Here is a 26,194-nt window from a genome sequence, read left to right on the forward strand (position 1 = left end):
CCTGTTGTATTGGTAGACATATAGCGCTGGAACGCCCGGCGTTGCCGTGCATGCCCGGGGGGCGTGCTTCGGGCGACCCCACAGCTCATCAGGAAGAGGACGACACATGCAGCGTGGTAGTAATCGATGGACGGTCGTGACCGCTTCGGCGGCGGTGTTGCTGGCCAGCAGCGGGCTGGCGCTCGCGTCGCAGCAGTTGGCCCAGCCGACCCAGGCCCAGACGGTGCGCGTGGGCGACGGCTACGTGCGGACCTTCGTTGACGCCGGCCAGCCGATGGTGGCCATCAGCCTCGACGGTCGCGCCGAGCAGCGCGTGGTCGAGCAGCGCGGCACGATCATGCTGCGCTATGCCGAGTTCGATCCGGCTGGGTTCATCCCCGCCGTTCCGCAGGACCTGCGAGCCGTCGACGGCAACCAGGCGTTCATCGTGCAGTACATCAGCCAGCCGCTCGAGGCGTACGGCGATGCCATCGCGCGATTGGGCGGCACCGTCGAGCGCTTCCTGCCCGACCAGGCGCAGATCGTCACGATCGATGCGAGCATGGTTGACGCCGTTCGGGCGCTCCCGTTCGTGCGGTGGGTGGGCGAGTACCACCCGGCGTACAAGCTCGACGAGCCCGACCTGCAGCGCCTCGCGCTGGCGGGCATGGGTGACTCGACCACGTTCCAGCGGTACTCGATCCAGACGCTGCGTCGCGGCGAGGGCTCGCTGAAGGGCCTGGCCCAGCAGATCCGCTCGATCGGCGCGGCGATCGATCTCGAGTCCGAGCCGGTCGGCCGCCTGCAGGCGTGGCTGACCGATGCGCAGCTCCTGGCGGTTGCCCAGCGCAGCGACGTCCTGTTCATGGACGTGCGCGGCGAGCCCGAGCTCGACGTCGACATCGCCCGCATGATCGGTGGCGCCGATTACGTCGAGAACGAGACCGGCTACACCGGCCAGGGCGTCCGCGCCGAGGTCATGGACAGCGGCTTGTACCTCAGTCACCAGGAGTTCAGCAGCATGTCGCCGGCTCCGCTGCTGCACGGTTCGGTCGGCAGCCAGTCTCACGGCACGAGCGTGTTCAGCATCGTGTTTGCGCCGGGCACCAACCCGCAGGCTCGCGGCTTCCTGCCCGACGCCGAGCAGACCATCATGGCGGCCTACGGCGCGCTGGGCGATCGCTACGCCCACACCGCCCGCCTGGTCGATCCGTCCGGCCCGTACCGCGCCGTCTTCCAGACCAACAGCTGGGGCGACTCGCGCACGAGCGACTACACGACGATCTCGGCCGAGATGGACGACATCCTGTTCGACCACAACATCATCATCACCCAGAGCCAGTCGAACTCGGGCAGCACGCCGAGCCGTCCCCAGGCCTGGGCGAAAAACATCGTGGCCGTTGGTGGCATCAACCACTTCGGCACGCTGACGCGCAGCGATGACCGCCACGGCGGCGCGGCGGGCAGCACGGGTCCGGCTCGCGACGGTCGCATCAAGCCCGACCTGAGCCACTTCTACGACTCGACCATCGCGGCGACCACGGGCTCGCCGACGTCGTACACGCAGTTCGGCGGCACGTCGGGCGCCACGCCCATCACCGCCGGCCACTTCGGCCTGTTCTTCCAGATGTGGAACGAGGGCGTGTTCGGTCCGGTCGGCGTTCCGGGCGGTACGGTCTTCGAGAACCGTCCGATCTCCAGCACGTCGAAGGCCATGATGATCAACACGGGCCTGCAGTATGACTTCGCGAGCTCGAGCGACGACCTGAACCGCATGCGTCAGGGCTGGGGCCTTGCCGACGTCGGCAAGCTCTACGACGAGCGCGAGCGCTTCTTCATCGTCGACGCCACGGAGCCGCTGACGCCGCTGGGCGCCAACAGCTACCCGCTGAAGGTCGCCAGCGACGAGCCGGACCTGCGCGTCACGATGGTGTACCGCGACGTGAGCGGCACGACCTCGTCGAGCAAGCACCGCATCAACGACCTGACCCTGAAGGTGACCTCGCCGAGCGGCACGGTCTACTGGGGCAACAACGGCCTGGCCGACGGCAACTTCTCCACGCCCGGTGGCTCGGCCAACGACCTCGACAACGTCGAGAACGTGTTCGTCGATTCGCCCGAGGGTGGCGTGTGGACGGTCGAGGTGATCGCCGACGAGATCAACCAGGACGGCAACCCCGCGACGGCTGGCCTCGATGCGGTTTACTCGCTGGTTGTTGCCGGCGTGACCCCGGCTATCGGCATGTCGCTGGTGTCGGACGTTCCGGACATCGTGCTTCCGGGCACCGAGGTCAACGTCGAGATCGAGGTCATCGAGGGCGACGAGATGCTCGTTGGCGTGCCCTCGATCTACTACGACATGACCGGTTCGGGCTTCACCCGCGCCGATATGTCCGCGAGCGGCGACACGTGGGTCTTCGACCTGCCCGAGACCACGTGCGGCACCGCGCCGACCTTCTACATGGAGGTGACCGGTGATGGTGGCACGACCGTGACGCTGCCCGCCCTGGGCGGCGACGCGCCGTACACGATCGATCGCGTCGGCGAGGACCTGAACTACGGCGAGTACGACTTCGAGACGGCCGTCGGCTGGAACGTCTCGGGCTCGACCATCACGGGCGACTGGGAGCTCGGCACGCCCGATGGCTTCCGTGGCGCTCCCGATGACGACTTCGATGGCTCGGGCCAGGCCTACGTGACCGGCAACGAGCGTGGCGAGGACGTCGACGGTGGTCCGACCATCCTGACCTCGCCGGTCTTCGACCTGACGGGTGCTCCGTCTGACGTCGAGCTGCGCTACGCCCGCTGGTTCTGGAACGATGACCAGCGCGCCGGCCTGACCGACGCCGACCGCCTGCTGGTGGAGATCACCGATGGCTCGGGCTGGACCACCATCGAGTCGGTGGACCACGATGCGGGCGGCGAGGAGTGGACGGAGATGACCATCACGGTCGCCGACTTCGTCTCGCTCACCGATAGCGTCCAGCTTCGCTTCACCACCTCTGACAACCCCAACGACTCGGCCACCGAGGCCGCGCTGGATGCCGTGAGCGTGACGGGATTCCGGTGCGATGATGGCACCGGCTGCCGCGCCGACTTCGACGGCAACGGAAGCCTGGACATCTTCGACTTCCTGGCCTTCCAGAACGCGTTCGCCGCTGGTGATCTGGCCGCCGACTTCGACGGAGACGGCGTGCTGAACATCTTCGACTTCCTGGCGTTCCAGAACGAGTTCGCCGCGGGTTGCTGAGTCTCTGAACCTGTCGGAGCCGCGGGGCCGATCCGGGCCCGCCTCTGATTGACGCGAAGGAGCCGCCTGAGGAGGGCGGCTCCTTTTTTGTGTCTGCTCCATCGCCGATCCGCATCCGTTTCAGGAGCGGGGAGCCCCAACGGACGTGACCGATTCGTGGTTTCATCAATGCGGAAGCCACGCGTTATGCGGACGGATGTTCGGCGCGTGCGCGTTGTAAGGGTGGGTCACCGTCATGGCTCGAGAAGGTGCGTGCTGGAGTGGCCCGGGGAGCCTATTGACACCAAACTATCAGGTAACGGGGCCGCCAGCGGGCTCGTAATAACCAAGTCCCGTCATCGTCCCTGCACCGACGGTGGCGGTCGGGTCGACCGCGTGCGACGCTGGCCTCCGGTCGGGCGTCACCGGCGATACATCACACATCCCGAGAACAGGGGAGGATTTCCATGCGAGGAAGCAAGAACAGCGCCGTTGCACTGCGGCTCGTCGCGGGCCTGGGCATCGGCCTGGTCGCCGCGGCTTCGGTTTCGGCCGACGACGTGATCATCATCGGCGACAGCCTGGCCGACACGTACCCGGGCGTGCGCACGCTCGAGGATTCCAGCGGACGCACCGAGGCGTTCTACGGCGTGCCGATGACCACGGGCCTGACGGCCGAGCAAGCGGCGATGGACTTCCTTGCCCAGCACGGGTCGGAGTTCGGCGTTGGCGAGTTGGAATTGAACCTGGCGCACCAGACGACGCTGCGCGACGGCAGGTTCACGGCGTTCATGTTCGACCAGTCGGTCGATGGCATCCCCGTGCACCTTGGCATCGGCCGCGTGCTGGTGCTCGATCGTGGCGTCGACCATGCCGTGGTGTACGCCGCCGGCAACCTCGCCCAGAACGGCCCCGGCGACCTGCAGGACCTCGTGTTCCTGACGCCGGCCCAGGCGTCGGCGATCGTCCGTAACGACATCCGCTTCACGAACTTCGTGAACTTCAGCCAGCCCGAGCTCGTCGCCTTCTATGGCAACGGCCAGGGCGAAGACGCGGTCCAGACGCGTCCGGCGTATCGAGTGACGGCCGAGCACGTGGGCTATCCGGTCGTCGATCAGGCGTACGAGGTGTTCGTCGACGCCGAGACTGGCGAGCAGTTGCTCGTGCAGTCGGCGATCGCGCACGTCGACGTCGAGGGCACGACGACTGGCCGCGCTACGCCCGGCCTGCTGCCCGACACCGCCGGCAACCCGCCGACCGAGCAGCGGTTGCCGTTGCTGGAGGTGATGCTGCGAGGCGGCTCGAGCGCGGTGAGCGACATCAACGGTGAGTTCGTGATCCCGCACTCGGGCACGTCGAGCGTGACGGTCGACGGCGAGCTGCGTGGCCCGTGGGTGCGCGTCAACGACGTGGCTGGCCCCGAGCTTTCGGCGAGCGTGGTCACCACGCCTCCCGGCCCTGCGGACCTGCTGTTCAACCCGAGCCCGAACCAGTTCACCACGGCCCAGGTCAACACCTTCCTGCACACGAATCTGTCGTACGACCTGATGAAGACGCGGGCCCCGGGCTTCACCGGGCTCGACCGCCAGACGCCGGCAAACGTCAACATCAACGACAACTGCAACGCGTTCTTCAGCGGGGCCGACCTGTCGATCAACTTCTTCACCGCCGGCGGTGGCTGCGTGAACACGGCGTTTTCGACCGTCGTCGCCCACGAGTACGGGCACTTCATCGTGAACCGGCTGGGCCTGTCGCAGGGTGCCTTCGGCGAGGGTTACGGCGACTCGGTTGCGATCAACCTCTATGACACCGGCATCGTCGGCCAGGGCTTCCTGACCGGTGGCGGCGCGGTGCGAAACCCCGAGGCGGCTCGCCAGCAGTTCCCGTGCGGCTCGGCCATCCACACCTGCGGTCAGGTGCTGGGCGGCTCGTGGCGCTGGATCCGCCTGAACATGAACGGCACGCTGGGTTCCGCTGCGGCCTTGGCCACGGCGCAGGACCTGTTCGTCGGCTGGTCGATCATCACGCTCGGCGGCGACGGCAGCGATTCGGCGACGCCGCGTACGGCCATCGAGGTGCTGACGATCGATGACGACGACGGCATCCTTGGCAACGGCACGCCCAACTACGACGAGATCTGCATGGCCTTCGATCGCCACGGCATCGACTGCCCCGAGCTCGATCTCATCAGCATCTCCGTTGTCGACGCCCCCGACCAGCTGAGCTCGGGCCAGAGCGCCGAGGTCCGCGTCAGCATCACCGACTCGACGGCATCGCTCGAGCTCGGGACGCAGATGCTGGGCCTGATCATCGACGGCGACACGCAGATGGTGCCGCTGGTCGCCGATGGCGATGAGTTCGTTGGCACGATCCCGGGCCAGCCCGGCCTGACCGACCTTGCGTACTTCATCACGGCCGATGCCGACACGGGCGACACGGTCCGCGTGCCGAGCTCGGGCGGCTTCCCGGTGCTGGTCGGCGAGGAGATCATCTCGTTCGACTTCGAGACGGCGCCCGGCTGGACGGTGGAGAACACCGCCCTGGACGATGGCGCTTGGGATCGCGGCCGTCCGCTGGGTGCGGGCGACGATCGCAGCGAGGACCCGGAGACCGACTTCGACGGCTCGGGCAGCGCGTTCCTGACCGATCGCGCTTCTGGCAATTCCGACGTTGATGGTGGGCCGACCACCCTGATCAGCCCGGAGTTCGACCTGTCGGACTACGACGATGCGATCGTGTCTTATGCCCGCTGGTTCCGCAACGATGATCGCGACGCAGACCGCCTGCGCATCGAGTTCTCCGACAATGGCGGCCTGACGTGGTCGCTGGCGGAGAACGTCGCCGATACGCCCGCCGGCTGGGTTGTTGCGTCCGTCCGGGTGTCGGACGTCGTCGACGTGACCGATGAGTTCCGCGTGCGGTTCCTCGCCACCGACAACCCGAACAACTCGGTGACCGAGGCGGGCATCGATGCGTTCCGGATCATCGTCGACGGCGGCTCCGCTTGCCGGGCCGACTTCGACGGCAACGGCACGCTGGACATCTTCGATTTCCTGGCGTTCCAGAACGCCTTCGCCGCGGGCGACCTCGCCGCCGACTTCGACGGCGATGGCTCGCTGAGCATCTTCGACTTCCTGGCGTTCCAGAACGACTTCGCCGCGGGCTGCTGAGGCAGGCCGAGCCCTTTCCAAGCCTCAACGGGGCCCTTCCGCACGCCGGGAGGGCCCCTTTTCCGTGATCGGGGTGGTCTTCGTGGCGGGCATCGGGCCGGCCGGAGGCATAGCATCGAGGCCCGTATCGTGCTCCTCCAGAGGGTGGGTACGGGTGCTTCGAGACGGGGTGTGGCGCAGCTTGGTTAGCGCGTTTGACTGGGGGTCAAAAGGTCGCAGGTTCGAATCCTGTCACCCCGATTCCATGACACGAGGCCGCCTTGGAGGGCGGCCTTGTTTCGTTCTGGTGGGACCCTTCCTCTTCGGGCTCGTTTGGTGCCGTCCGCAAACGGGCCGATACTGTTGATGCATGGCGACGCCCGAGAAGGATGACCGGGGTCCGAGTCCGCGGCGGCGCTGGCGACGGCTGCGTCGCCTGCCTGCCCAGATCTCGCGGCGCAGTCCGTTCAAGGGATCGATCCGCCCGGGACGCGTGCCATTGTTCTCGCTGGCTCGGCGCCCTTCGCTCCCCTTCCCGCATCCCTGGAACTACCGCGAGCCACTGCGCGTCCTCTCGACGTTCTATCACGGTGCGGAAGCCGAGGACGACTTCGGCGCGCGGCACAACCGCTACCTCGACGTCCCTGGATTCGCACCGGTCCTGGTTTCACGCGACCCCGGCGTCATCGAGGCGATCTCCAAGGCGACGGGCGATAAGCCCGGCCAGTTCGACCGCGACACCATGCCGACCAGCGGGATCGCTCGTGCGACCGGCGAGAAGACCCTGCTCTACGCCAACGGCGCGACGTGGCGCGCCCAGAAGCAGATGGTCGCCCCGCCGTTCTCGCGATCGACCCTGTACCAGCCCGAGGTGTTCACCGACTTCGCCGAGAATTGTCGACGCATCGCGATCGAACGGCTCGAACTGGTCGGCGAGCGGTTGCGCGAGCGCGGATCCTCGACGCTCGAGGTGGCGTTGGAGCCCGAGATCAAGGCCGTGATGCTGGACATGCTCGTCAACAGCTTCTTCGGCGCGTCGATCGGCTCGGACGACATTCGAGGCCGTGACGTCCCGGCGATCGATCGGTTCATCGACAACATCGTCCGGGACACCGTCATGGCCAAGGTCGGCTGTCCGATGCATCGCTTGCCCCGGTGGATCGGCGGGGTCGCGCGGGCGAGGGAAGCCGCGCAGACGTTCGAAGACTTGACCAGCGAGTCCATCCGCCCCCGCGCGCACCAGGCGGGACTCTGGCGGCACTTCCAATCGGACGTGACAGACGAGGCGTTGCGGCCCAATGTCCGGGTGTTTCTCGCCGGAGCACTGGAGGCCACGACGTCGTATGCGAGCTGGGCGCTCTCGCACCTGGCGCGCGACGAGGCCGCGCAGCAGCGGCTTTATGAAGAGGTCCGTTACGTCGAAGACTACAGCCCCGAAGCACTGCAAGAACTGGAGTTCCTGGGTTGCGTACTCAACGAGACGTTGCGTCTGACGCCGGCCCTGTACTTCCATCCACGCCGCGCCGGTGGGGACACGCTCGTGAAGACGCGTCGGGGCGATGAGTTGCTCATTCCCGACGGAACCCACGTGTTGCTCGATGTCTGGCACGCCAACCGGCACGACGATCACTGGGGCCCCGAGGTCACCGGGCACTCGGCCGAGCGGTTCGTTCCGGAGCGCTGGTGCGGGCGCGGGGCGACCGATCAGGGCACGAAGGACTGGCTGCACTTCGGCTTCGGCCACGGTCCTCGGTTCTGCCCGGGCAAGAACCTCGGTCAGATGGAAGTGGCGCTGGTCGTGGGCGTCGTCATCAAGCTCTTCGAGCTTCGACCGGTCCGGCGTGGGAACCCCGCGCGAGCCGGGGTATCGACGAAGCCTGCGGACGGTGTCATGGTCGAGCTGCGCGTTCGAGATCGCTGACGCGGTTGCGTCCGTGGCGTGGCCTGTCTAGTCGTCGGCACGCAAACGAGTCATGTCGAGCGATGGCGCTACGACGGCATTCTCTCGAACAGCGGGGACCGGCAATCACCGGTCCCCGTGTTCGGTGTTCGGGCAGGGCGTTACGCGGTTGCCGGCAGCTCTGCCTGCGTCGCCGAGAGCGAGCTCGGCTTGCTCAGGCTCACGACGGTGAGCACGGCGGCGGCGTTGGCCCAGTAGTACCACGCGTCGAGGCCCGTGAAGCCGAGCGCGAAAGGCGCGACCACGAACGTGACGCCAACGAGCCCGTCGACGAGCACGTGGAGGCGGTACGGCAGGACTCGAAACAACCCGAGCATGTGGTCGGTGTTGATGGTCAGGATCAGCGCGGCGATGCCGGTACCGACCGAGAGCCACTTGGCGGCGGGGGCCGACTCGCCCAGCCCGAGCACGAACGGCGCGGCGATCAGGGCAAGCGCGACGGGGTAGTCGAGCAGAGCGTGGATGTTCTTGGTGATGAATCGAGGATGCATGTCGTGTTCCTTTCGGTCTTCTGGAGCAGCGTCGAATGCAGCTCGTGTCAAGTGCTGCGAGCGTGCGCACACGGTCACTGCTCCGCCGCTCGTGGCGATCGAGCAACGAGCGGACATCGATGGACGCGATGACCAGCACCCGGGGCCGGTGTTGCCGGCAGGGTCCGCGGTCTATTGAGATTCAGGGGATGGGTCGGGCCGGTCGGGGGTTCAAGACCCAACACGGCCGGCGCACGCGATCGCCGGGAGGCGACCGACCGGCGTCAGAAGAGGGAGAGGCCCGTGCCGTCCAGCGATGCCTGCAGGGCGTCCCTGCGGTCGCGACGGGAGGATCGGGCTGGGACGCGGTTCCGGTGCATCGCCCGGGGAACCTCGTGGCCGTCCGTTGTGTTCCTTTGAAAGTGAGCGATAGCTGGGCAGGCGTGCTGGCGTTGCCGCGACGAGAGCGATCTGGCGGTGGCTACTTGCGGCCAACCGGGGTAGGATTATGCAACCAGGAGGTTGCGTAATGAGCATCCACAAGTACCAGGACCGGATCGAGAAGGTCGTCGAGCTCGCGGCACCGGTGGCTCGGGTCTGGCGGGCGCTCACCGATCACGCGGAGTTCGGGGCGTGGTTCCGGGTTCGGCTCGACGGCCCGTTCGAAGTCGGCAAGACGACCACCGGCAACATCACCTATCCCGGGTACGAGCACATGGAATGGGTCTCCGTGACCGAGCGGATGGAGCACGAGCGCGTGTTTGCGTTCTCATGGCCGCCCAGCGCGATCGACCCCGACACCGAGTACGACGCCGACGCGAAGGTGCTCGTCGAGTTCCGGCTCGAACCGTTGGCGAACGGCGGCACGCGTCTGACGATCACCGAGTCGGGTTTCCTGCAGTTCCCGGAGCCCAAGCGGCTCGAAGCGCTGCGTTCGAACACCGAGGGTTGGGACATCCAGGCCGGGAACATCGCCGCCCATGTCGAGCAGTAGCGAGGCCATCGATCCTGCGGCCGTGTTCGCTGCATTGGGCGACGCGACGCGCTTGGAGCTCGTCACGCGGTTGCAGGACGGGAAGCAGCACTGCATCGCGCAGCTCGCCGAGGGGCTTGAGCTGACGCGGCAGGGCGTCACCAAGCACCTGCGCGTGTTGCAGCGGGCGGGCGTTGTTTCATCGACGCGCGTCGGGCGGGAGAGCCGGTTCGCGCTCCGGCCCGATCGGCTCTCGGAGGCCGGCGACTACCTGGCCCGCGCGTCGGCGCAGTGGGACGAGGCAATCGAGCGGTTGCGGGCATCTGTCGAGGAGTGATGCGATGGCTTGCCGCAGCCGAGCTGGAAGTTCCGGCTCGCGTCGAAGCGGGCTTGCTTGGCGCGGAACCACGCGACGATGTCGTCGAATTCGTCGGGTAGATCGATGAGCTCGTTGCCAAGCTGGCTTCTTCAGCCGCTTCTGGGCAGAGGCGTGATGATGAACACGACGCGGGTGGAGGCGTGGCGCGTCGCTGGTTCGCCCTTGACGCGCATCACGGCACGCAGCCTAGACGCGGCGGACCACCATGAGCCGGACCTCGGTCATGTCCTCGATGGCCGAGCGGATGCCTTCTCAGCCAATGCCCGAGTCCTTGACGCCGCCGTAGGGCATGTGGTCGACGCGGAAGGAGGGCACGTCGTTGATGATGACGCCACCGACCTCGATGCGATCCCACGCGTCGTACATGCGGCGCACGTCGTTGGTGAAGACGCCGGCCTGGAGCCCGTAGCGGCTGTCGTTGACCTCGGCGATCGCGTTGTCAAAGGACGAGAACTTTGACATGATGACGACCGGGCCGAACGCTTCTTCTCGGTAGAGCTTGGCCGAGCGGGGCACGCCCTCGAGCAGGGTGGCCTCGAGCACCGACCCCGTCCGAGTGCCGCCCGCGAGCAAGGTAGCGCCGGCGTCGGCGGCCTCGCGGATCCACGACTCGACGCGCTCGGCCGATTCCTCGTTGATCATCGGGCCGATGAAGACGTCGCGGTCCTTCGGGTCGCCGCTCTTGAGGTCCTTCACGGCCTCGACGAGGCGTGAGCGCAGCTCGTCGTACACGTCCTCGTGCGCAATGACGCGCTGCACGCTGACGCAGCTCTGGCCCGATTGGTAATAACCGCCGAAGATGATGCGCTTGACGCAGTCTTCCAGGTCGACGCCGCGATCGACGACGCACGCGGCGTTGCCGCCGAGTTCGAGCACGACGCGCTTCATGCCGGCCTGGGACAGCAGCTTCTTGCCGACCTTGTCCGATCCGGTGAAGCTCAGCAGGCGCAGCCGCTCGTCGGTGGTGAACGGCCCCGCGTGCTCGACGTCGCAGGGCAGGACGCTGAATGCACCCTCGGGCAGGTCGGTCTCCGCCAGGATCTCGCCCAGGATGATGGCACCGATGGGCGTCTTCTCGGCGGGTTTCAGGACGAACGGGCAGCCGCACGCGATGGCCGGTGCGACCTTGTGGGCGACGAGATTGAGCGGGAAGTTGAACGGCGTGATGAACGAGCATGCGCCGATGGGGATGCGCTGGGTCATGCCGCGGTAGCCCTCGGCACGCTTGGAGATGTCCATGGGCATGACCTCGCCGCCCACGCGGGTTGCCTCTTCGGCGGCGATCTGGAACGTGTCGATGAGCCGGCCAACCTCGCCTTCGCTGTCCTTGATGGGCTTGCCGGCCTCGATGCACAGCGCCATCGCGAGCTCGTCGGACCGCTCGCGGAATCGATCGACGCAGTGGGTCAGGATGCGCTTGCGCTCGAACGAGGGGAGCTTGCGCATCGGCTCTGTTGCCTCAGCGCAGGCCTCGATGGCCTTCTCGATGTGCTCGGGTCCGGCGTTCGCGACGCGTGTGGCGACGTCGCCCGTGTACTTGTCGATCACCTCGAGGTCACTGTTGGGCGATTGGGGCTTGTTGGCGAGGTAGAAGGGGTACGTGTCCTTGAGCATGCCGATTCCTCTTAGATGCGACACACCTGGTGGCCCAGGCGTTCGGTGAGCTTCATGTTCTCACGGTAGTCGACGGGCGCCACGAGCAGCGACGGCCCGCGGTGGTCGAGGGCCCGCTTGAGTGCCGGCAAGAAGTCGGCGCTGTTCTCGGCCCGCTCGCTCCGCCAGCCGAAGGCTTCGCCCAGGCCGATCCAGTCGGGATTGCCGAAGGACAGGTCGGTGTGCTTGCCGAACTCGGCCTCCTGCTTCCACTCGATGAGGCCGTAGGCCTTGTCTTCCCAGACGATGGCGACGACGTCCAGGCCCATGCGGGTGATGGTCTCCATCTCCTGCACGTTCATCAGGAAGTCGCCATCGCCGCAGATGGCTACGCAGTGGTCGTCGGGGCGTGCCAGCTTTGCCCCGATCAGTCCGGGCAGCGCCTGGCCCATCGAGCAGAAGCCGTTGGGGATGAGGCACGTGTTTGGCTCGATGCACTGGTAGTGGCGGCCGATCCACATCTTGTGCGCGCCCACGCCGCTGAGCAGGACGTCGCTCGGGCCGAGCGCCTGCCGCGTATCCCACAGCAGCTTCTGGGGCTTGATGATGCCCTTCGTGTCGTCGTTGGCATGCTGGGCGAACTCGTCGAGCATCGACTTGCGGACACGCGCGAGGCGATCGGCGTGGCGGTGCTGGCCGCGCTTGCCCTCGAGTAACTGGCGGAGCTGCACGAGCCCGGCGGCGACGTCGCCCACGAGCTCGACCTCCGGGTGGTACGACGCATCGATCTCGGCGGGCAGGAAGTCGAGGTGGATGATGCGGGTCTTATTGCCCACCCAGTTCCCGGGTGGATACTCGACGAGGTCGTAGCCGATGGCGAGCACGACGTCGGCCTCGATGAGCTCCTGGGCGATCTCGTCTCGCTGCTGGATGCCGACGGTGAACAGGCAATGCTCCGAGTCCATCGATACGGCGCCCTTGCCCATGAACGTCGAGACGACCGGGAAGCCGAATGCTTCTGCGAGAGACCGCAGTTCTGCCGAGGCGCGTGTACGGATGCCGCCGTTACCCGTAAGGACCATCGGGCGGTCGGCGGTCGCGAGCAGCTCGGCCGCGGCTTGGATGGTGTCGGCGTTGGGCGTTGGACGCCGGTAGCGGCGAGGAGTCAGCGGCTTCGCGTCCGTCTTGCGCTTGGCGATGTCTTCGGGAAGCTCGACGAGTACGGCTCCGGGCTTCTCGCCGCGAGCGAGCCGTATCGACTTGCGGATGACCTCGGGGATCGACTCGGCGGTGCGGATCGTCGTCGCCCACTTGGTGACCGGGTCGAACATCGCGACCACGTCCATGATCTGGTGCGATTCCTTGTGCAGGCGATCGGTGGAGCCCTGGCCCGAGATCGCCAGCACGGGAGCGTGGTCCATGTTGGCGTCGGCCACGCCCGTGACCATGTTGGTGGCGCCCGGTCCGAGCGTGCCGATGCAGCCTGCTGGCTGGCCGGTGAGCTTGCCGTATGCCGCGGCGGCGAAGACGGCTCCCTGCTCGTGCCTGGTAATATGCACGTCGATCGATGAGTCCTCGAGCGACATCATCATGTCGGCGTTTTCTTCGCCCGGCACGCCGATGACGAACGGGATCGCCTCTTCCTCGAGGCAGCGGACGAAGAGGTCGGATGCTTTCATGCGATGTTCCTTCCCAGTGGCACGCGGGCCTGGAAGACGGGCCTACTCGATCTTCGTTCGAAGCATGTAGTCGCTCGGCTGCAATTCGTCGTCGATGCCGAACAGGGGCACGCCGATCATGGTGTCGCCCTTCTGGTGGTCCTTCCACACGTTGATCGGCCGGTCGATGGCAAGCTCGGGGTTGTCCTTGTCGGCTACGAGCAGGCGGACCTGGAGCTTCGAGCGATCGGAGAAGTACCACGTGCCGTTGCTGTAGGTCCACTTGGTCTCGCGGGCCCAGGCCTGGGCGGGGATGCGGACCTTGAGCAACTCAAATTCTTCTTGCTGCACCTTCCAGCCACTGATGGCGATCTTGATGGCCTCGTCGCGATCGGCGCCCTGGAAGTTATCGCCGGGCATGGTGTTCTCGCGGATGATGAGCTCGCGGAGGGAATCGGCCTGCTGCTTCAGGTCGGCCTGCGCCTGATCGAACTGCCCACGCATCGCAGCGCCGGCGCTCGCGTCGAGCGCGGTCAGCAGCGTGATCTTCTCGTCGGCGAAGCCCATGACCTGCGGGATGCCGCCGGTGAACCACAGGGGCTTCTGCTCGGCGACGGCCTCGTCTCCGTAGCGACGTGCGGTAGCAATGTGCTCGCGGATCTGTCCGGGCAGCGCGGCCTTCTGCCGCTCGGCCTCGGCCAGGTACTCGGCGTGATTCTGCAGGAACCCGTTGCCAACGCCCTCGATCTGCTCGCCCTGGGCGGTGCCTTGCTGGATGAGGCGGGCGTACTTGCGTGCGATGCGCAGGCACTCGTCCTTGGCGGCCGGACCCTGCTCGAAGGTCTCGCCGGCGAGTACGGGCTGGGTCTGGAACATCTCGGGCCTGGCGAACATGATCGAGAGCTCGCGCAAGCGCTTGTAGTCCGTGTCGAACTCGGGATAGTTCGCGGGGTCGATCAGTTCTTCGAGTCGTGCGTCGAGCGGGCGGAGGTAGTCTTCTGCCGTGACGACCTTTGCCTGCGCGTTGACGAGCCGTTGGCGGGCTTCGGACACGCCGCGACCATCGGCGGGAAGCTGTCCCAGCGTGTCGTTGGCGAATCCGGCCTTGCGTTGCGCGTTGGCGACGACTTCTCGGAGCCCGTTCACGTCGCGAAAGTTGATCGAGAGCTGGTCGTCGATCGCACGGAGTTGCTCCGTCCGTTCGGTCAGCACCTGGGCGTTGCCCTCGACCTCTCGGATGTGGAAGGTCGCGTTGCGCAGCAGCTCTTCCTGCCGGTAGTCGAGCTTGGTGCCGGTCTCGGGCTCGGCGGGCGCGTCAGAGCCGGTGAGGAACGCCCGGAGGCGGTTGTACTCGTTGGCCGCGGCGGTGTAACGCTCGACCGCCTCGGCCCGGCCCTCGGTGCCGGCGGGGATCTTCTCGAGCAAGTCCTTCGCGGGATTGATGTCGCCCAGCGCCATCTCGAGGCGGCGAGCCAAGAGCTTGCCCGCCGAGCCCCGCGGCGGCGACGTGCGGCCCTGGACACTGGCGGCGACCGACTCGAGGTTGGTCTCGGCCCGCCTGAGCAGGCTGTTGACGCGGTCGATGTCGTTGGCGTATGCGGCGGCGGCGACGCTGGCGCCGAGGCACAACGCCAGCAGCACGCAGAGCAACCGATTCGGGACGAGCGAAAGTGTCATGGGTTCCTCCTGGCGAGGAACCATCGTACGGGCGCGGTCAGGCAGAGATGCCACGCCCGAGCCGATTCTCGGCCCTTCGGGCGAGCCCGCCTCTCCGCGTTCGAGCTTCAGATCGCGGCGTCGTCGTCGACCAGCAGGACCACGCGGGGATTCACGAACTCGTAGTCGTCCTTGTCGCTGCCCGGGCGCGCGACCGACTCCAGCTCGAGCACGTTCCTGCCGAGCTTGAGGACGCCCGAGGGGATGGAGATCACCTGCTCGCCGAAGCCGCCGTCGTTGGGCGACTGTGCGAGCGTGGCGATCTGGCGGCCGTTGATGCGCACGGGGTTGGGCGCCTGCGTGCCCTTGACTAGCAGCCGCAACTCGGCCCCGCGGAGCGGCAGGTTCGCGTGGGCCTCGGTCATCTCGAAGGGCATCTGCAGCACGAGCCCCTCGCTGCGACGCTGGAACTGGCTGTTGATGCGGCCGCTGAACTCATCGTTGCCCAGGTGGTGCACCTCAGGCTCGTCTTCCATGACGATGACGAAGGGATCGATCTTGCGCAGCCGCACGACGAACCGTCGGCCGGCCCGGAGATCGCGCTGGGCGATGTTGATGGCGCCCGGCGTGTAGCCGTCGAGGCTCGCCGTCAGGGCGGCGTTGTCGGGGATCTGGTCGAAGCCAAGCAGGAACGTGCCGTCGTCGGCCGAGGTATCGGTCAGGTCGGCCGTGCCCTCGAGGTCGAGGCGCACCTGCGCGCCCGGCAGCGGCGCTTCGGTCTGATCGTCGATGACCATGCCCAGCAGCTCGAACCGGTGGGCGACGGCCTCGGGCAGCCGAAGCTCGGGCGGCTCGAAGCGCGCCGGCGGCAGGTCGAGCGCCAGGACTGGGTCTCGGACGTCGTCGACGGGCGCCGCTTCGATGGGCTCCTCGGCCATCGCTGCCTGCTCGACCTCCGGCGTGGCGACGGCGGCGTCGAACTCGCTGAGGGGCAAAGCAACGTCTCCGGCAATCGGCGCCGGCACGCTGCGGGCGTTGGCCTCGGCCATGCGCAGCGGTGCCTCGCCGGGCTCATCAACGATCGCATCGACGTCGCCCTCGGTCGGCAGGGCCAGCGCCAGCGTCGGCGCGTCGAACTCGGGCAGGTCGAACGAGGCGGCCGCGAGTTCGAGCTCGGTCGCGTCGCTCGGGGTCGGCGCCGCCTCGCCGACGCCCGTCGACGGTGCGAACCGGGCCGCATCGGCCACGCGTGACTCCGCCGCCTCGATCCGGACCGACTCGGACCCGGCACCGACCTCCACGGCGCTGGACTGCGGGATCGACGGGCCCTCGGCCAGCGTCGGAGCGCCGATGCCGACCTCCGCAGTCTCGGGAGCAACGGCCGCCTGTGCCTCGGGCAGGCCGATCTGCGGCGTCGGGGCCTCGAGCTTCGGCATCGCGGACACGCTGGCATCGCTCGCCTGGCTCGTGCTGGCGGTGATGGAGCTCTCGCGAATGGTTACCGCGGCCTGCATGGGAGACCCGGTCGGCGCCGTCGTTCGTTGCGGCTGGAACGTGATGGACGCATCCGACGCCGAGGCCAGCACCGTCGGCGCTGCGGGCGTGTCGGTCGATGCCTGCGCGAGCGCCGCCGGCGCGGTCGAGCCGCGCATCTGCTCGGCGGCGGACGAGCGAACGGCCGAGGACGAGAGCGCGACCTGCAGGCCCTCGGTCTGGCCCGTCGGCTGGCCGGCGGTTGGTGGCACCTGCAGTGCGGCGAGCAGCGCCATCAGCCCGGCGTGCACGACCAGGCTCACGAGCGCACACTTGGCCATCAAGCCGAGCGTGGCGATGCGCGCCTGCCACTGCGCATCTCGCACGACCCGGCGGAGCAACGCGAGCGCCAGCACCAGCGCGAGCGCGACCAGGATCCACGGCAAGAGGGACAGCAGGTCTCCCCGCGTCGTACTGCGGGCCAGGTAGACCTCGCGTGACACGGCTCGGAGCAGGCGAGGCCCGTCCTCGTCGAGAATCGCGAACTGGATGGCGAAGCCCTCGAGCGCGAGCGAGGGATCGCGCTCGTCGGCCGCCGTGTTGATCGACGCCCCGAGCGTGCGCACCTCGCCGAACGAGGCATCCGTGCCGATCCGGGCGCGATAAAGGTCGCCCCTGCCCAAGCCGCCCTCGCGATCGGACGAGAAGTAGACGAAGTCGCCGGCGGGCGTGACGGCCGGGCCAATGTCGTCGGCCGGGCTCGAGAGGTCTCCGAGGTGCGTTGGCTGTGCGCCGTCGATAGCGGCCTCGTACAGGTCGAAGTCGGTTGCCGGCTCGGGTTGCAAGTCGATCTCGCGCGGCCGGTTCGAGGCGAAAAGCAGCGTCTCGATCCCATCGCGAACGAGCGGGTGCGGATCGGTCTCGTCATGGCGTGTATTGAGCGCCAGGGGCGTGGGCTCGCCCCAGCGATCGCCAACGCGCTCGGACATCCACACGTCGAGCCCGCCCGCGCCGCCGGGCCTGTCGGACGCGAAGTACAGCCGCTGCCCGTCGGCGGAGAGCGCGGGCGCCAGCTCGTTGTCGATGGTGTTGAGCTCGACGAGCGCCCGCGGCTGCGTCCAGGCGTCTCCCACGCGGCCCGCGACGAACAGGTCGGCGTCGCCCAGCGAGCTCCTCTGGGTGAGCAGCAGCGTATCACCATCTGCGGAGATGATCGGATCGCGTCCCGTGATCGGCTCGCCGGCCACGGTGCGCAGCGGCGCGGGCGGCCGCCACAGGATGTCGCGGACCGGTGCATCCTCGGCCGAGGTTCGGATCGAGGCGTCGTCGGTGTAGAACGCGAGCCGGTCAGCGTCGAACCACCACCACGCCGCGACGACGCCGCACGCCAGGGCGCCAAGGGCAAGCACGGTCAGGATGAAGCGTGAACGCGACGGCATGGCCTACCCCAGCGGCACCGTGTCGAGGAAGGGTTGTTGCACGCCCGCCGCCTTGCAGACGTCCAGCACGCGGGCGATCCGGCCGTAGTCGATGTCCTTGTCGCCGCGCACGGAGACCTTCTGCTCGGGGTTGACGCGGACGGCGTCGGCGACGAGCGTGCGCAGCTCTTCGAGCGTGAGCGTTTGTCCGCCGACGATGATCTGGCCCTGGGCATCGATGTTGATGATGATCTCGCGGAGCATGGTGGAGATCGGGCCGGCGGCCTCGGCCTCGGGCAGGGCAATGGCAAGCTCGCGCTCGCTCTGCTGGAACGTCGTCGCGACCAGAAAGAAGATGAGCAGCAGGAACACCATGTCGATGATCGGCGTCATCTCGATCGAGGGGCCCGCGTCGTCCTGCTTCTTGCCGATGAGCATGGCTCAGGCCTCCGCGCCGACGGCGACTGCCGGTTCCGGCTTGGTCGTGCCGTTCTCGTGGGCGACCGGGTGGCGTGGCCGGCCCTGCGGCTCGAGCACGTAGCGCTCGATGAAGTCGACGGCGATGCGGTCGAGCTCGCGCGCATGCCCGTCGACGCGCGACACCAGCCAGTGGTAGAAGATGATCGTTGGGATGGCCACCAGCAGGCCCGCGGCGGTCGTGATCATCGCCTCGTAGATGCCTCCGGCGAGCAGCTCGTCGTTGCCCAGGCCGCCCTCGGACACGACCTGGAACGCCTGGATCATCCCGAAGATCGTGCCGGTCAGGCCCAGCAGCGGGGCGATGGACGCGATGACCGTGAGCATGCGCAGCCGACGGCGCATCTGGAAGAGTTCGGCGTCGCCCTGGGCCGTCAGGTGCTTCTCGACGATCTCGGCCTTGTGGCCCAGCTTGTCGAGCCCGGCGGCCACGACGCGGGCGGCGGGGCTGTCGTGCTTCTTGCAGGCCTCGCGCGCCTGGGTGGAGCCGCCGCCTTCCATCGCCGCGTGCAGCTTCTTCTCGAAGCTCGGCGGCACGATGCGGTTGCGTCGCAGCACGGCGAGCCGCTCGAGCACGACCGCAACGACGACCAGCGAGCACAGCGTGATGGGGATCATCATCACGCCGCCCTTGGTCGCCAGCTCGAACACCGACGGCGGTGCGCCCTGGGCGAGCAGCATCTCATAGGCGTGCAACATCGATCAGCCTCCTCGTCCATTGACGCGCCCGCCGCCCGGTCCGGCGATGGCGCTCAGGCGCTCGCCCGCAGCGGCCGCCCACGTGCTCTCGGTGAATCGCTCCTGCACGGCCCGGTACTGGGCCCGGGCCTCGCCCACCTTGCCCATGGCCTCGAAGCATCGCCCGGCCTCGTAGAGGGCCGCCGCGCTCCAGGTTGGCGACGCGTGCAGGATGTCGACGCGCAAGAGCTCACGAACCGCGTCCTCGTGCTCGCCCAGCGCAAAGAGGCACTCGCCGAGCTGGAACTGTGCCCGCGCCGCCGTGTCGCCCTTGTGCTTGTCGGCCACGGCGCGGTAGTGGTCGATCGCCTGGCGGGGCCGGCCCGAGTTCTCGAGCGCCCAGCCGATGCCGAACTCGGCCATGTACCACCGCGGCGACCGGGCGTGCTCGCGCCGGTGCCGCTCGTAGGCCGCCTGGCTGTTGCGCCAGTCCTGCGCGGCGGCGTGGGCCTCGCCCAGACGGAGCAACGCTGCCTCGGCGTCGACTTCGGCGCTCGGCTTTGCGAGCGCGGCGGCGAATTGCTCGGCGGCCTCGCGCCCACGCTTGAGCGCGAGCAGTGATTCGCCCAGCAGCAGCGAGGCGGGCCCTGTGAGGTCGGCCATATCACGATCGTCGAGCAGCCGCACGACGGCGCGGTGATCGCCCAGCTGGTATCGAGCCCACGCAGCCTTGTATGCGGCGATGGACGCTACGCCGGGCGCGAGGCCATCCCGCTCGAGCAGGGGCTCCAGGATCTGCGCGGCCGGCGCGAACTGCTTCTGAGCGATCTGCAGATCGGCGAGGTCGAGCGCCGCGTTCGGCGCGACCGCCGACCTGCCACGCGCGAGCTGTTCGAGCAGCGGCATCGCTCGGGCCGCGTCGCCCGACAGCCGGAGGCTGGTCGCGAGCGCGAAATGGAAGACTGCCGCATCGCTTGGTTCGAGGCCCCGTGGGGTGTAATCCTCCGCGGCCTCGACGGCGGCGCTGTGCTGGCCAGCCCGGCTGAGCGCGACGATCCGCCACGCCCGGGCCGGGCCCTCGGCGCGGCGGAGCAGCCGGGCAGCCTCGTCGGGCCGGCCGGCATTGATTAACGCCCGAGCGCGGTCGATCGCAACCTCATCGGCCAGCGCCTCGCCACCGAGTTCGGCGGCCTGCGCATACAGGCTCGCGGCGCGCTCGGCATCGCCCTGCCGCGATGCGATGGCGGCAAGGTGACGAAGCGCGTAGGGCACGAACCTCGTCTCGCCGTATCGCTCCAGGAGCTGGGCGAACATGCGCTCGGCGGCGCGGTCCTCGCCCATCGACACTCGCGCCTGGCCCAGTTCGAACATCGCGTGCGCGCCGTGCTCGCTGCGGGGCCAGGTCGAAAGCAGGGAGTCGAGCGTCCGCACGGCGTCGGCCGTGTTGCCGAGCCTGATTTGGGCTAGAGCGATCTTCATCGCGGCGTCGTCGGCGCTGTCGTCCTCCGTGCCGGCGGCCGATCTGTAGTCGGCGAATCGCTGCTGCGCGTCCGGCCAGCGATCGTCATCGAAGGCGATCTCGCCCAGCGCGAACAGCGCGGGTACGAACTCGGCCGGCGTGCGGCTGCCATCGGTGACGGCCGCCAGGTGCGGCCCGGCGTCGACGCTGCGGCCGATGGCGTGCAGGCTCATGCCCAGGCGATAGCGGGCTTGCGTCGCGAGGCGCTCGTCCTCGACGTCCAGCAAGCCGCGGAAGCCTTCGGCCGCAGCTTCGAAGTCGGACGCGCGATACGCCGTCTCGGACCTCATGAACTCGACCCGAGACGCGAGAGGATGATCGGCGTGCTGCGCCTCGAACGCTCCGGCGAGCTTGGCGGCCGTGTCGAGCTGATCGGCATCCAGCGCGAGCGAGGCCTGCGCGAACAGCGCTTCGGGCGCCATCGGGTGGTCTGGGTGCGCCTCGACGAACTGGCCAAACTGCGCAAAGGCCGTCTCGTCGTCGCCAGCGCGCTGCAGTGCCACGGCTCGGTCGTACCGCATCTCGGCGAGCAACGGGCTCCGAGGGAAGCGATCGATCGCCTCACCCAGCCTCTCGGCCGCGTCTTCATCGCGACCCCGGCGGAGGTCGGCCTTTGACCGCCAGTAGGCGATGCCGTCCGCGAGTTCGCCGGCGTCGTGCCTGGCAGCCCGATCGAGCGCCCGAGCCGCGTCGTTTGGCTCGTCGATGTCGAGCAGCGCCAGGCCAAGCTCGTACTGCACGCGCGCCGGCTGGTGGCGTGGCGCCTCCTCGGCGAGCGAGCGCAGCAGGTTGGCGGCCTCGCCCGAGCGGCCCTCGACGCGGTAGATCGACGCGAGCTGGAGCATCGCGTCGGGCTTGGTGCGATCTCCGGTGGCGATGGCGCGCTCGTACGTGGTGATGGCGCCGTTCACGTCGCCCGAGCTGCGCAGCGACGCGGCCCGCTGCAACAGCGCAAGGTCCGAGAGGTCGTCGCGGCCCCGCCTTGGTACCGCACGGGCGAACCACTCGGCCGCCCGCGCGTGGTCCTGGTCTCGCCTGGCGATGGCGGACTGCGAGAGGCCGGCGAAGTAGGCGGCGCGGCGGGCGGCGTCGGTCCCTGCCTGCAGGCGATCGGCGACTTCTGGATACGCACGAGTCGCCTCGGCGTGCTGCCCGGCTCGATGCAGGCTCTCGATCAGCAGGCTGGCGCTGCCGGCCCAGCCGGCGTGGTCGCGGTGCGCGATGGCGTCGCGGGCCGCCGTAGCGGCTCGCGCGTAGTCCTTCTGGCGGAAATAGAGGTGCGTCCGCAGGACGTCGGCGTCGGCCTTGAAGGCAAACCGCGAGCCGGTCTCCAGCTCGCTGAGCACGCGGATGGCCGCCTCATCCTCGCCCAGGTTGTACCGCGCGACGGCCAGCCCGTAGCGGGCCTGGTCTCGTGACGTCGCATCATCGAGCGAGCGCAACGCCTGCGCGTACTCGGTGGCGGCCTCGGCGTGCAGCCCACGCTGCAGCAGGCCGTTGGCGGTGCGCAGCGACCGATCGCCGTCTTGCCCCGGCGCGGCGTGCGAACAAAGGACCACCATCGCGATCGCGAGCAGGGCGCGCATTGGCACACCTCCCGGCCTAGCCGCACACCGATTCTCTCCGCCCGGCGCCTCCCTGTGCCGGGCCCTGTGCAACAGGAGTCTTTGGGAAGCCGACCCTGTCGCGATTCACCGATTGCACGAGAAATCCAGGGCCGGATGCGTCCAGACTACGAACTCGCTACCGGGCAGCGATCGCAAGATCGTGCCGCCACTGGGCTTGTGCAAAGGCCTGGTAGTCGAAGAAAATTATGGAAGGTCGGTGGTCGGGTTCGCGAGCACGAGTGGCTCGCGTCGGCGCTTGCGACGCACCCAATTCAGGGGCCGATGCACCCAGCGCCGGCGGACGAGCCATCGCTCGAGAGCGTACTTCTTTGGGAAGTCGATCAGGATGAAGCCCGCGAAGATCGTGAGCAGGCCCTGGCCGGGTAGCACGAGCATCGCGATGCCGCCCAGGACCAGGACGACCCCGAGCAAGTTCTTCGCGACGAGCACGACGAGCCGCACCGCCGGGGACCGCGACGCCCAGCGAGCGGGCGGGCGATGGTCATGGGCGAAGTAGTCCCGGGGGATCCGGACGATCAACGCGGGCATGGCCAGGAGGCTCCCCAGGAACACCGCGACCGACGCGAGGCCCAGGATCCACCAAAGTTGCTGGTTGTCGACGATCCACGCGGGCATTGATGGAGAATAGCGGCCGAACGCGGGACACCGCGCTCGGCCGCCATGGGTACTCGGTCAGGCCTCTCGACCTACTCGCAGCCGGCGTCGAATTCGTTCTGGAACGCCAGGAAGTCGAAGATCGTCAGCGAACCATCGCCGTCGAAGTCGGCCAGCGGATCGCCGGCGTCGAACAGGTTCTGGTACGCCAGGAAGTCGAAGATCGTCAGCGAGCCGTCGCCGTCCAGGTCGACGCGGCACCCGCCACCGGTCTGGCTGATGCGCATGGCGTTGATCATGCCGAGGGTGCCGGCGTCGGCTTGGAGATCCAACAGGATCACGCCGCCATCCGCCTGCACGCCGTCCCAGATCAGCCAGTTGCCCGGCGTCAATCCGTGAGACGTGCTGCCCCACGGCGTCACGACGGGCGTCCCCAAGAACGTGCGGTCTGCAAGCACGCCGTTGACGGTGAAGGTGTTCAGGTAGTCGAATCGCGTGCGAGCCGAAATGACCTCGACCTGGTACTCGCCGTCAGGTAGGCCCTCAAACAGGTAGGACCCTGCCAGACCGGTCGAAAGTCCTGCACCATCGCCCGATGCCGGATGCACGTACCAGTCCTGCTCCGGGAACGTCGGGCCGTCGTCGCCCACGAACGATCGCCACGCCCCGCCGAGGCCATCGATCGATGCGCCCGTCGAGGCGCCTGAGTTGAAGTCGATCAGGTCAAGCGTAATGCCAGCGTAGTTGTCGATGTTGTTCCACGCGCCCGGCAGCGTCGAGCCGCGAGCCGTGCCGAAGTCGATTCGGATGTCCAGGTCATCGTCATCGACGCCTGGCATGCCCGCCGGCTGCACCGCGGTGACGGCTTGGGGGGGCTCTACGGGCGTGAGGTTCGGGTCGTCCGACTGCGGTCCGGCCAGCAAGAGGCCGGCGGACAGGACGGTGCTCGTCAGCATGATCATCGAGATATCTCCCACGAAATGCCGAGCCCGGCGCCGCAGGACGCCCTCGGACCGGGCCCGATTCTCCTTCCAGTGTACCAGAAGCGATGCGTTTTCCCAAGCAAATCCTGATGCCGCATCCGTGCTTCACACGAACGTCAAACGCCGACCCATGGGGGTCGGCGTTCGCACCCGCTCTTCATGCCAACATCCTGCTAACGCTCGAGCGTGAACTCGATCTCGTCGAGCCCCAGGCGACCGATGGTCGAGCCATCGCCCTGGGCGAACTCGAAGCGGATGGCGGCGATGTCGGTCAGGTCGAGCCCGCTGCCCTGCGACAAAAAGTCGCTCAGGCGGATGCGGATCGTGCCGTACTCGTTCTGCCAGCCCACGCCCGAGCCCGCGCCGGTGCGCTGGTAGGGCTCGCTTGCGCCCGCCTCGTACGCGCCGACGTGGATCGTGCTGCGCGTGCCCCCGCCGTCGACGAGCACGACGTTGAACGTCACCGGCTCGAGCTGCGCGACCGTGTTGGGATGCCGCGTGCCCTGGCACGTTCGGAAGCTCAGGTGGTCGAAGCCCGATACGTCGCCCAGCGCGGGCAGCACCTGGAACTCGACGAACGACGGGCTGGTGAAGTCGAACACCATGCCGGCCGAAGTGTCCGACGCGAGGAAGGCGTAGTTCATGCCGTTGCTTGGCTCGCTGCCCGTCCAGGTCAGGCTGCCGTTGGTGTCGGCCTGGCGGATCTCGGCCGCGTTCGACACGCCGACGGTGACGGTGCCGCCCGAGCTGCTCTGGCTGAGGCTCGGGTTGCTCTGGAAGTCGTCGATGACGCGGCTGCCGCCGTCGATCGTACTCGGGCGGTACATGTGCACGAGCGTCGTGCCGTCCATGACGCCCAGTGGCTTGAAGCCGTCCCACGCGCGGGTGAGGTAGTCGATTGCGTCGAGGTTGCCCTCGCCGTAGTGCTTTATGAGCGCCGTCCAAGTGGCCTTGGCGATCTGCTGGGCTTCGGTCCGGCCGATCTCGGTCGAAACAGGGCCCTGGAAGTTTCGGAAGCCGCAGCAGTTGAACACGTTGTGGTCGGCGCCGTGGATGTACGTCGAGTGCTTGAAGCCGTCGGCCCGGTCGTAGTTGCGGAAGGGGATGGTCTGCCCGCCGAAGCTGCTGGGGCTGCCGCTGATGTCGCCGTCGGCCGAGCCCCAGATCATGTGGTAGTTGATGTCGCCCGGGTCGGCCTCGAATCCGCCACCGCCGATGCTGTTGGCCGCGATAGAGCTGACCAGCACCATGTCGTCGGCGGTGTAGTTCGCGGGCGTAAAGCCTTCGCTCAGTCGCTCCGAGCCGATGTTGCACTCGCGCCCGCCCAGGCTGTGGCCGATCCACACGATGCGTGAGCTATCGAGCAGACCGTTGAGCACGCCGCCGGCGATCGTTGCTTGCTCGCCGATGAGCGCATCGGTGTGGCGCAGCGGTCGGTTTCCCGTGCCGCTGAAGTCGTTCTGCACGCTGATGCTCACCCAGCCCCAGCTGCTGAGCTGGTCTTGCAGGTAGTCATACCAGCGATAGTCGTGGCCGCCCCCGTGCACGATGACCGCGATCGGCAGCGGGCCGACGCTGGCGAGCTCGGCCGGGTAGTTCAGCCGGAGCACGCCCTGGCTGCTGCTGCTGTCGATCATGACCGGCGTGAGCGGGCCCATCTCGGAGATGTTCGTGAACACGCTGAACCCGTTGGCGTCGGCGGGGGCCACGGCCAGCCCGTCGACGTAGTCGCCATCGCCAAGCTCGCCGTCGCGGTCGACGTCGACGACCAGGTCGTACCCAGTCGAGACGTTGAGCCCGTCGGCGGCCGCCAGCGTCTCGCTGCCCGTGAGCGCGACCTCGGCGCCGTCGATCGAGAGCGCGCTGAACGTGTGGGCCTGCGGGCCGCCACGCACGTCGGTGAGCGACGGATCAGCGGCCCACTCGAGGTTCGTCTTGCTGGAGACGATGTAGATGTCACCCGTCACGCCGCGGATGCCCGGGAAGCGATCGGGATCGATGGCCAGGAACACCGTGTCGCCCTCGTTGAAGGCGCGGGTGGCCTCGAAGTGCGGGTACTCGGTCAGCGGCACGCCGGCCATCTGCAGCGAGATCGGCTCGGCCGGGCAGCCGCGGACGAACTCGTTCTGGAACTCCAGGAAGTCGAAGATCGTCAGCTCGCCGTCGCCGTCGAAGTCGGCCGCCAGGTCGCCCGCGTCGAACAGGTTCTGGAACTCCAGGAAGTCGAAGACGGTCAATTCACCGTCGCCGTCCAGGTCGGCCCGGCAGGTTGCCTGGGCCATGGCGGAACCGGCGGCCGCGAGCAGCGCCGCGGCGGCCAGCGTCGCACAGGTATTCTTCAGTTGCATCTCGTGTCCTCTCTTCTCGTTCTTCAGTGG

General features: G+C 68.0%; 16 protein-coding genes and 1 tRNA gene. 6 read left to right on the forward strand and 11 right to left on the reverse strand.

Annotated features, from left to right (window positions below):
* Positions 1-106: 106 nt before the first annotated feature.
* From RIA68_12840 to RIA68_12855, 4 genes are all read left to right on the forward strand, one after another.
* On the forward strand, positions 107-3,229 hold the full coding sequence (locus RIA68_12840) for a GC-type dockerin domain-anchored protein (GenBank protein MEQ8318329.1): 3,123 nt from the start codon (positions 107-109) through the stop codon (positions 3,227-3,229).
* Between the two features lie 446 nt (positions 3,230-3,675).
* Entirely contained in the window at positions 3,676-6,378 is a 2,703-nt protein-coding gene (locus RIA68_12845; GenBank protein MEQ8318330.1) for a GC-type dockerin domain-anchored protein, read from the forward strand.
* 165 nt (positions 6,379-6,543) lie between these two features.
* A tRNA-Pro gene (locus RIA68_12850) sits at positions 6,544-6,618 on the forward strand.
* Between the two features lie 109 nt (positions 6,619-6,727).
* On the forward strand, positions 6,728-8,278 hold the full coding sequence (locus RIA68_12855) for a cytochrome P450 (protein ID MEQ8318331.1): 1,551 nt from the start codon (positions 6,728-6,730) through the stop codon (positions 8,276-8,278).
* A gap of 140 nt (positions 8,279-8,418) precedes the next feature.
* On the opposite strand, the gene RIA68_12860 is transcribed toward RIA68_12855, so the two are convergent.
* A complete protein-coding gene (locus tag RIA68_12860) occupies positions 8,419-8,808 on the reverse strand; it encodes a hypothetical protein (protein ID MEQ8318332.1) in 390 nt (129 codons plus the stop codon).
* A gap of 508 nt (positions 8,809-9,316) precedes the next feature.
* Here RIA68_12860 and RIA68_12865 point away from each other — a divergent pair.
* Positions 9,317-9,781: an SRPBCC family protein gene (locus tag RIA68_12865; protein MEQ8318333.1), complete on the forward strand. Its 465-nt coding sequence runs from the start codon at positions 9,317-9,319 to the stop codon at positions 9,779-9,781.
* Positions 9,768-10,097 (forward strand): metalloregulator ArsR/SmtB family transcription factor, encoded by a 330-nt coding sequence (locus tag RIA68_12870; GenBank protein MEQ8318334.1) that lies wholly within the window; start codon positions 9,768-9,770, stop codon positions 10,095-10,097. Before RIA68_12865 ends, RIA68_12870 begins: the two co-directional genes overlap by 14 nt.
* Before the next feature lie 294 nt (positions 10,098-10,391).
* On the opposite strand, the gene RIA68_12875 is transcribed toward RIA68_12870, so the two are convergent.
* The 10 genes from RIA68_12875 to RIA68_12920 form a co-directional block, all read right to left on the reverse strand.
* The gene (locus tag RIA68_12875; GenBank protein MEQ8318335.1) at positions 10,392-11,753 is read right to left on the reverse strand and encodes an aldehyde dehydrogenase family protein; all 1,362 of its coding nucleotides are present in this window, start codon (positions 11,751-11,753) and stop codon (positions 10,392-10,394) included.
* Between the two features lie 11 nt (positions 11,754-11,764).
* Positions 11,765-13,411: an acetolactate synthase large subunit gene (locus RIA68_12880; GenBank protein ID MEQ8318336.1), complete on the reverse strand. Its 1,647-nt coding sequence runs from the start codon at positions 13,409-13,411 to the stop codon at positions 11,765-11,767.
* Between the two features lie 42 nt (positions 13,412-13,453).
* The gene (locus tag RIA68_12885; GenBank protein MEQ8318337.1) at positions 13,454-15,067 is read right to left on the reverse strand and encodes a hypothetical protein; all 1,614 of its coding nucleotides are present in this window, start codon (positions 15,065-15,067) and stop codon (positions 13,454-13,456) included.
* Positions 15,068-15,174: 107 nt separating this feature from the next.
* The gene (locus tag RIA68_12890) at positions 15,175-17,958 is read right to left on the reverse strand and encodes a hypothetical protein (protein MEQ8318338.1); all 2,784 of its coding nucleotides are present in this window, start codon (positions 17,956-17,958) and stop codon (positions 15,175-15,177) included.
* A 3-nt stretch (positions 17,959-17,961) separates the two neighbouring features.
* Positions 17,962-18,375, reverse strand: coding sequence for a biopolymer transporter ExbD (locus RIA68_12895; protein ID MEQ8318339.1), 414 nt, complete (start codon positions 18,373-18,375; stop codon positions 17,962-17,964).
* A gap of 3 nt (positions 18,376-18,378) precedes the next feature.
* Positions 18,379-19,113: a MotA/TolQ/ExbB proton channel family protein gene (locus RIA68_12900; GenBank protein MEQ8318340.1), complete on the reverse strand. Its 735-nt coding sequence runs from the start codon at positions 19,111-19,113 to the stop codon at positions 18,379-18,381.
* 3 nt (positions 19,114-19,116) lie between these two features.
* Positions 19,117-22,197 (reverse strand): tetratricopeptide repeat protein, encoded by a 3,081-nt coding sequence (locus tag RIA68_12905; protein ID MEQ8318341.1) that lies wholly within the window; start codon positions 22,195-22,197, stop codon positions 19,117-19,119.
* A gap of 225 nt (positions 22,198-22,422) precedes the next feature.
* On the reverse strand, positions 22,423-22,854 hold the full coding sequence (locus RIA68_12910) for a hypothetical protein (GenBank protein ID MEQ8318342.1): 432 nt from the start codon (positions 22,852-22,854) through the stop codon (positions 22,423-22,425).
* Between the two features lie 71 nt (positions 22,855-22,925).
* Positions 22,926-23,795: a GC-type dockerin domain-anchored protein gene (locus tag RIA68_12915; protein ID MEQ8318343.1), complete on the reverse strand. Its 870-nt coding sequence runs from the start codon at positions 23,793-23,795 to the stop codon at positions 22,926-22,928.
* Positions 23,796-23,989: 194 nt separating this feature from the next.
* Positions 23,990-26,164 carry a GC-type dockerin domain-anchored protein gene (locus RIA68_12920; GenBank protein MEQ8318344.1) on the reverse strand — a complete coding sequence of 725 codons (2,175 nt, stop codon included), beginning with the start codon at positions 26,162-26,164 and terminating at the stop codon, positions 23,990-23,992.
* Positions 26,165-26,194: the final 30 nt, after the last annotated feature.

This window comes from Phycisphaerales bacterium (genome assembly GCA_040217175.1).
In the GTDB taxonomy this organism is placed as follows: Bacteria; Planctomycetota; Phycisphaerae; order Phycisphaerales; family UBA1924; genus JAHCJI01.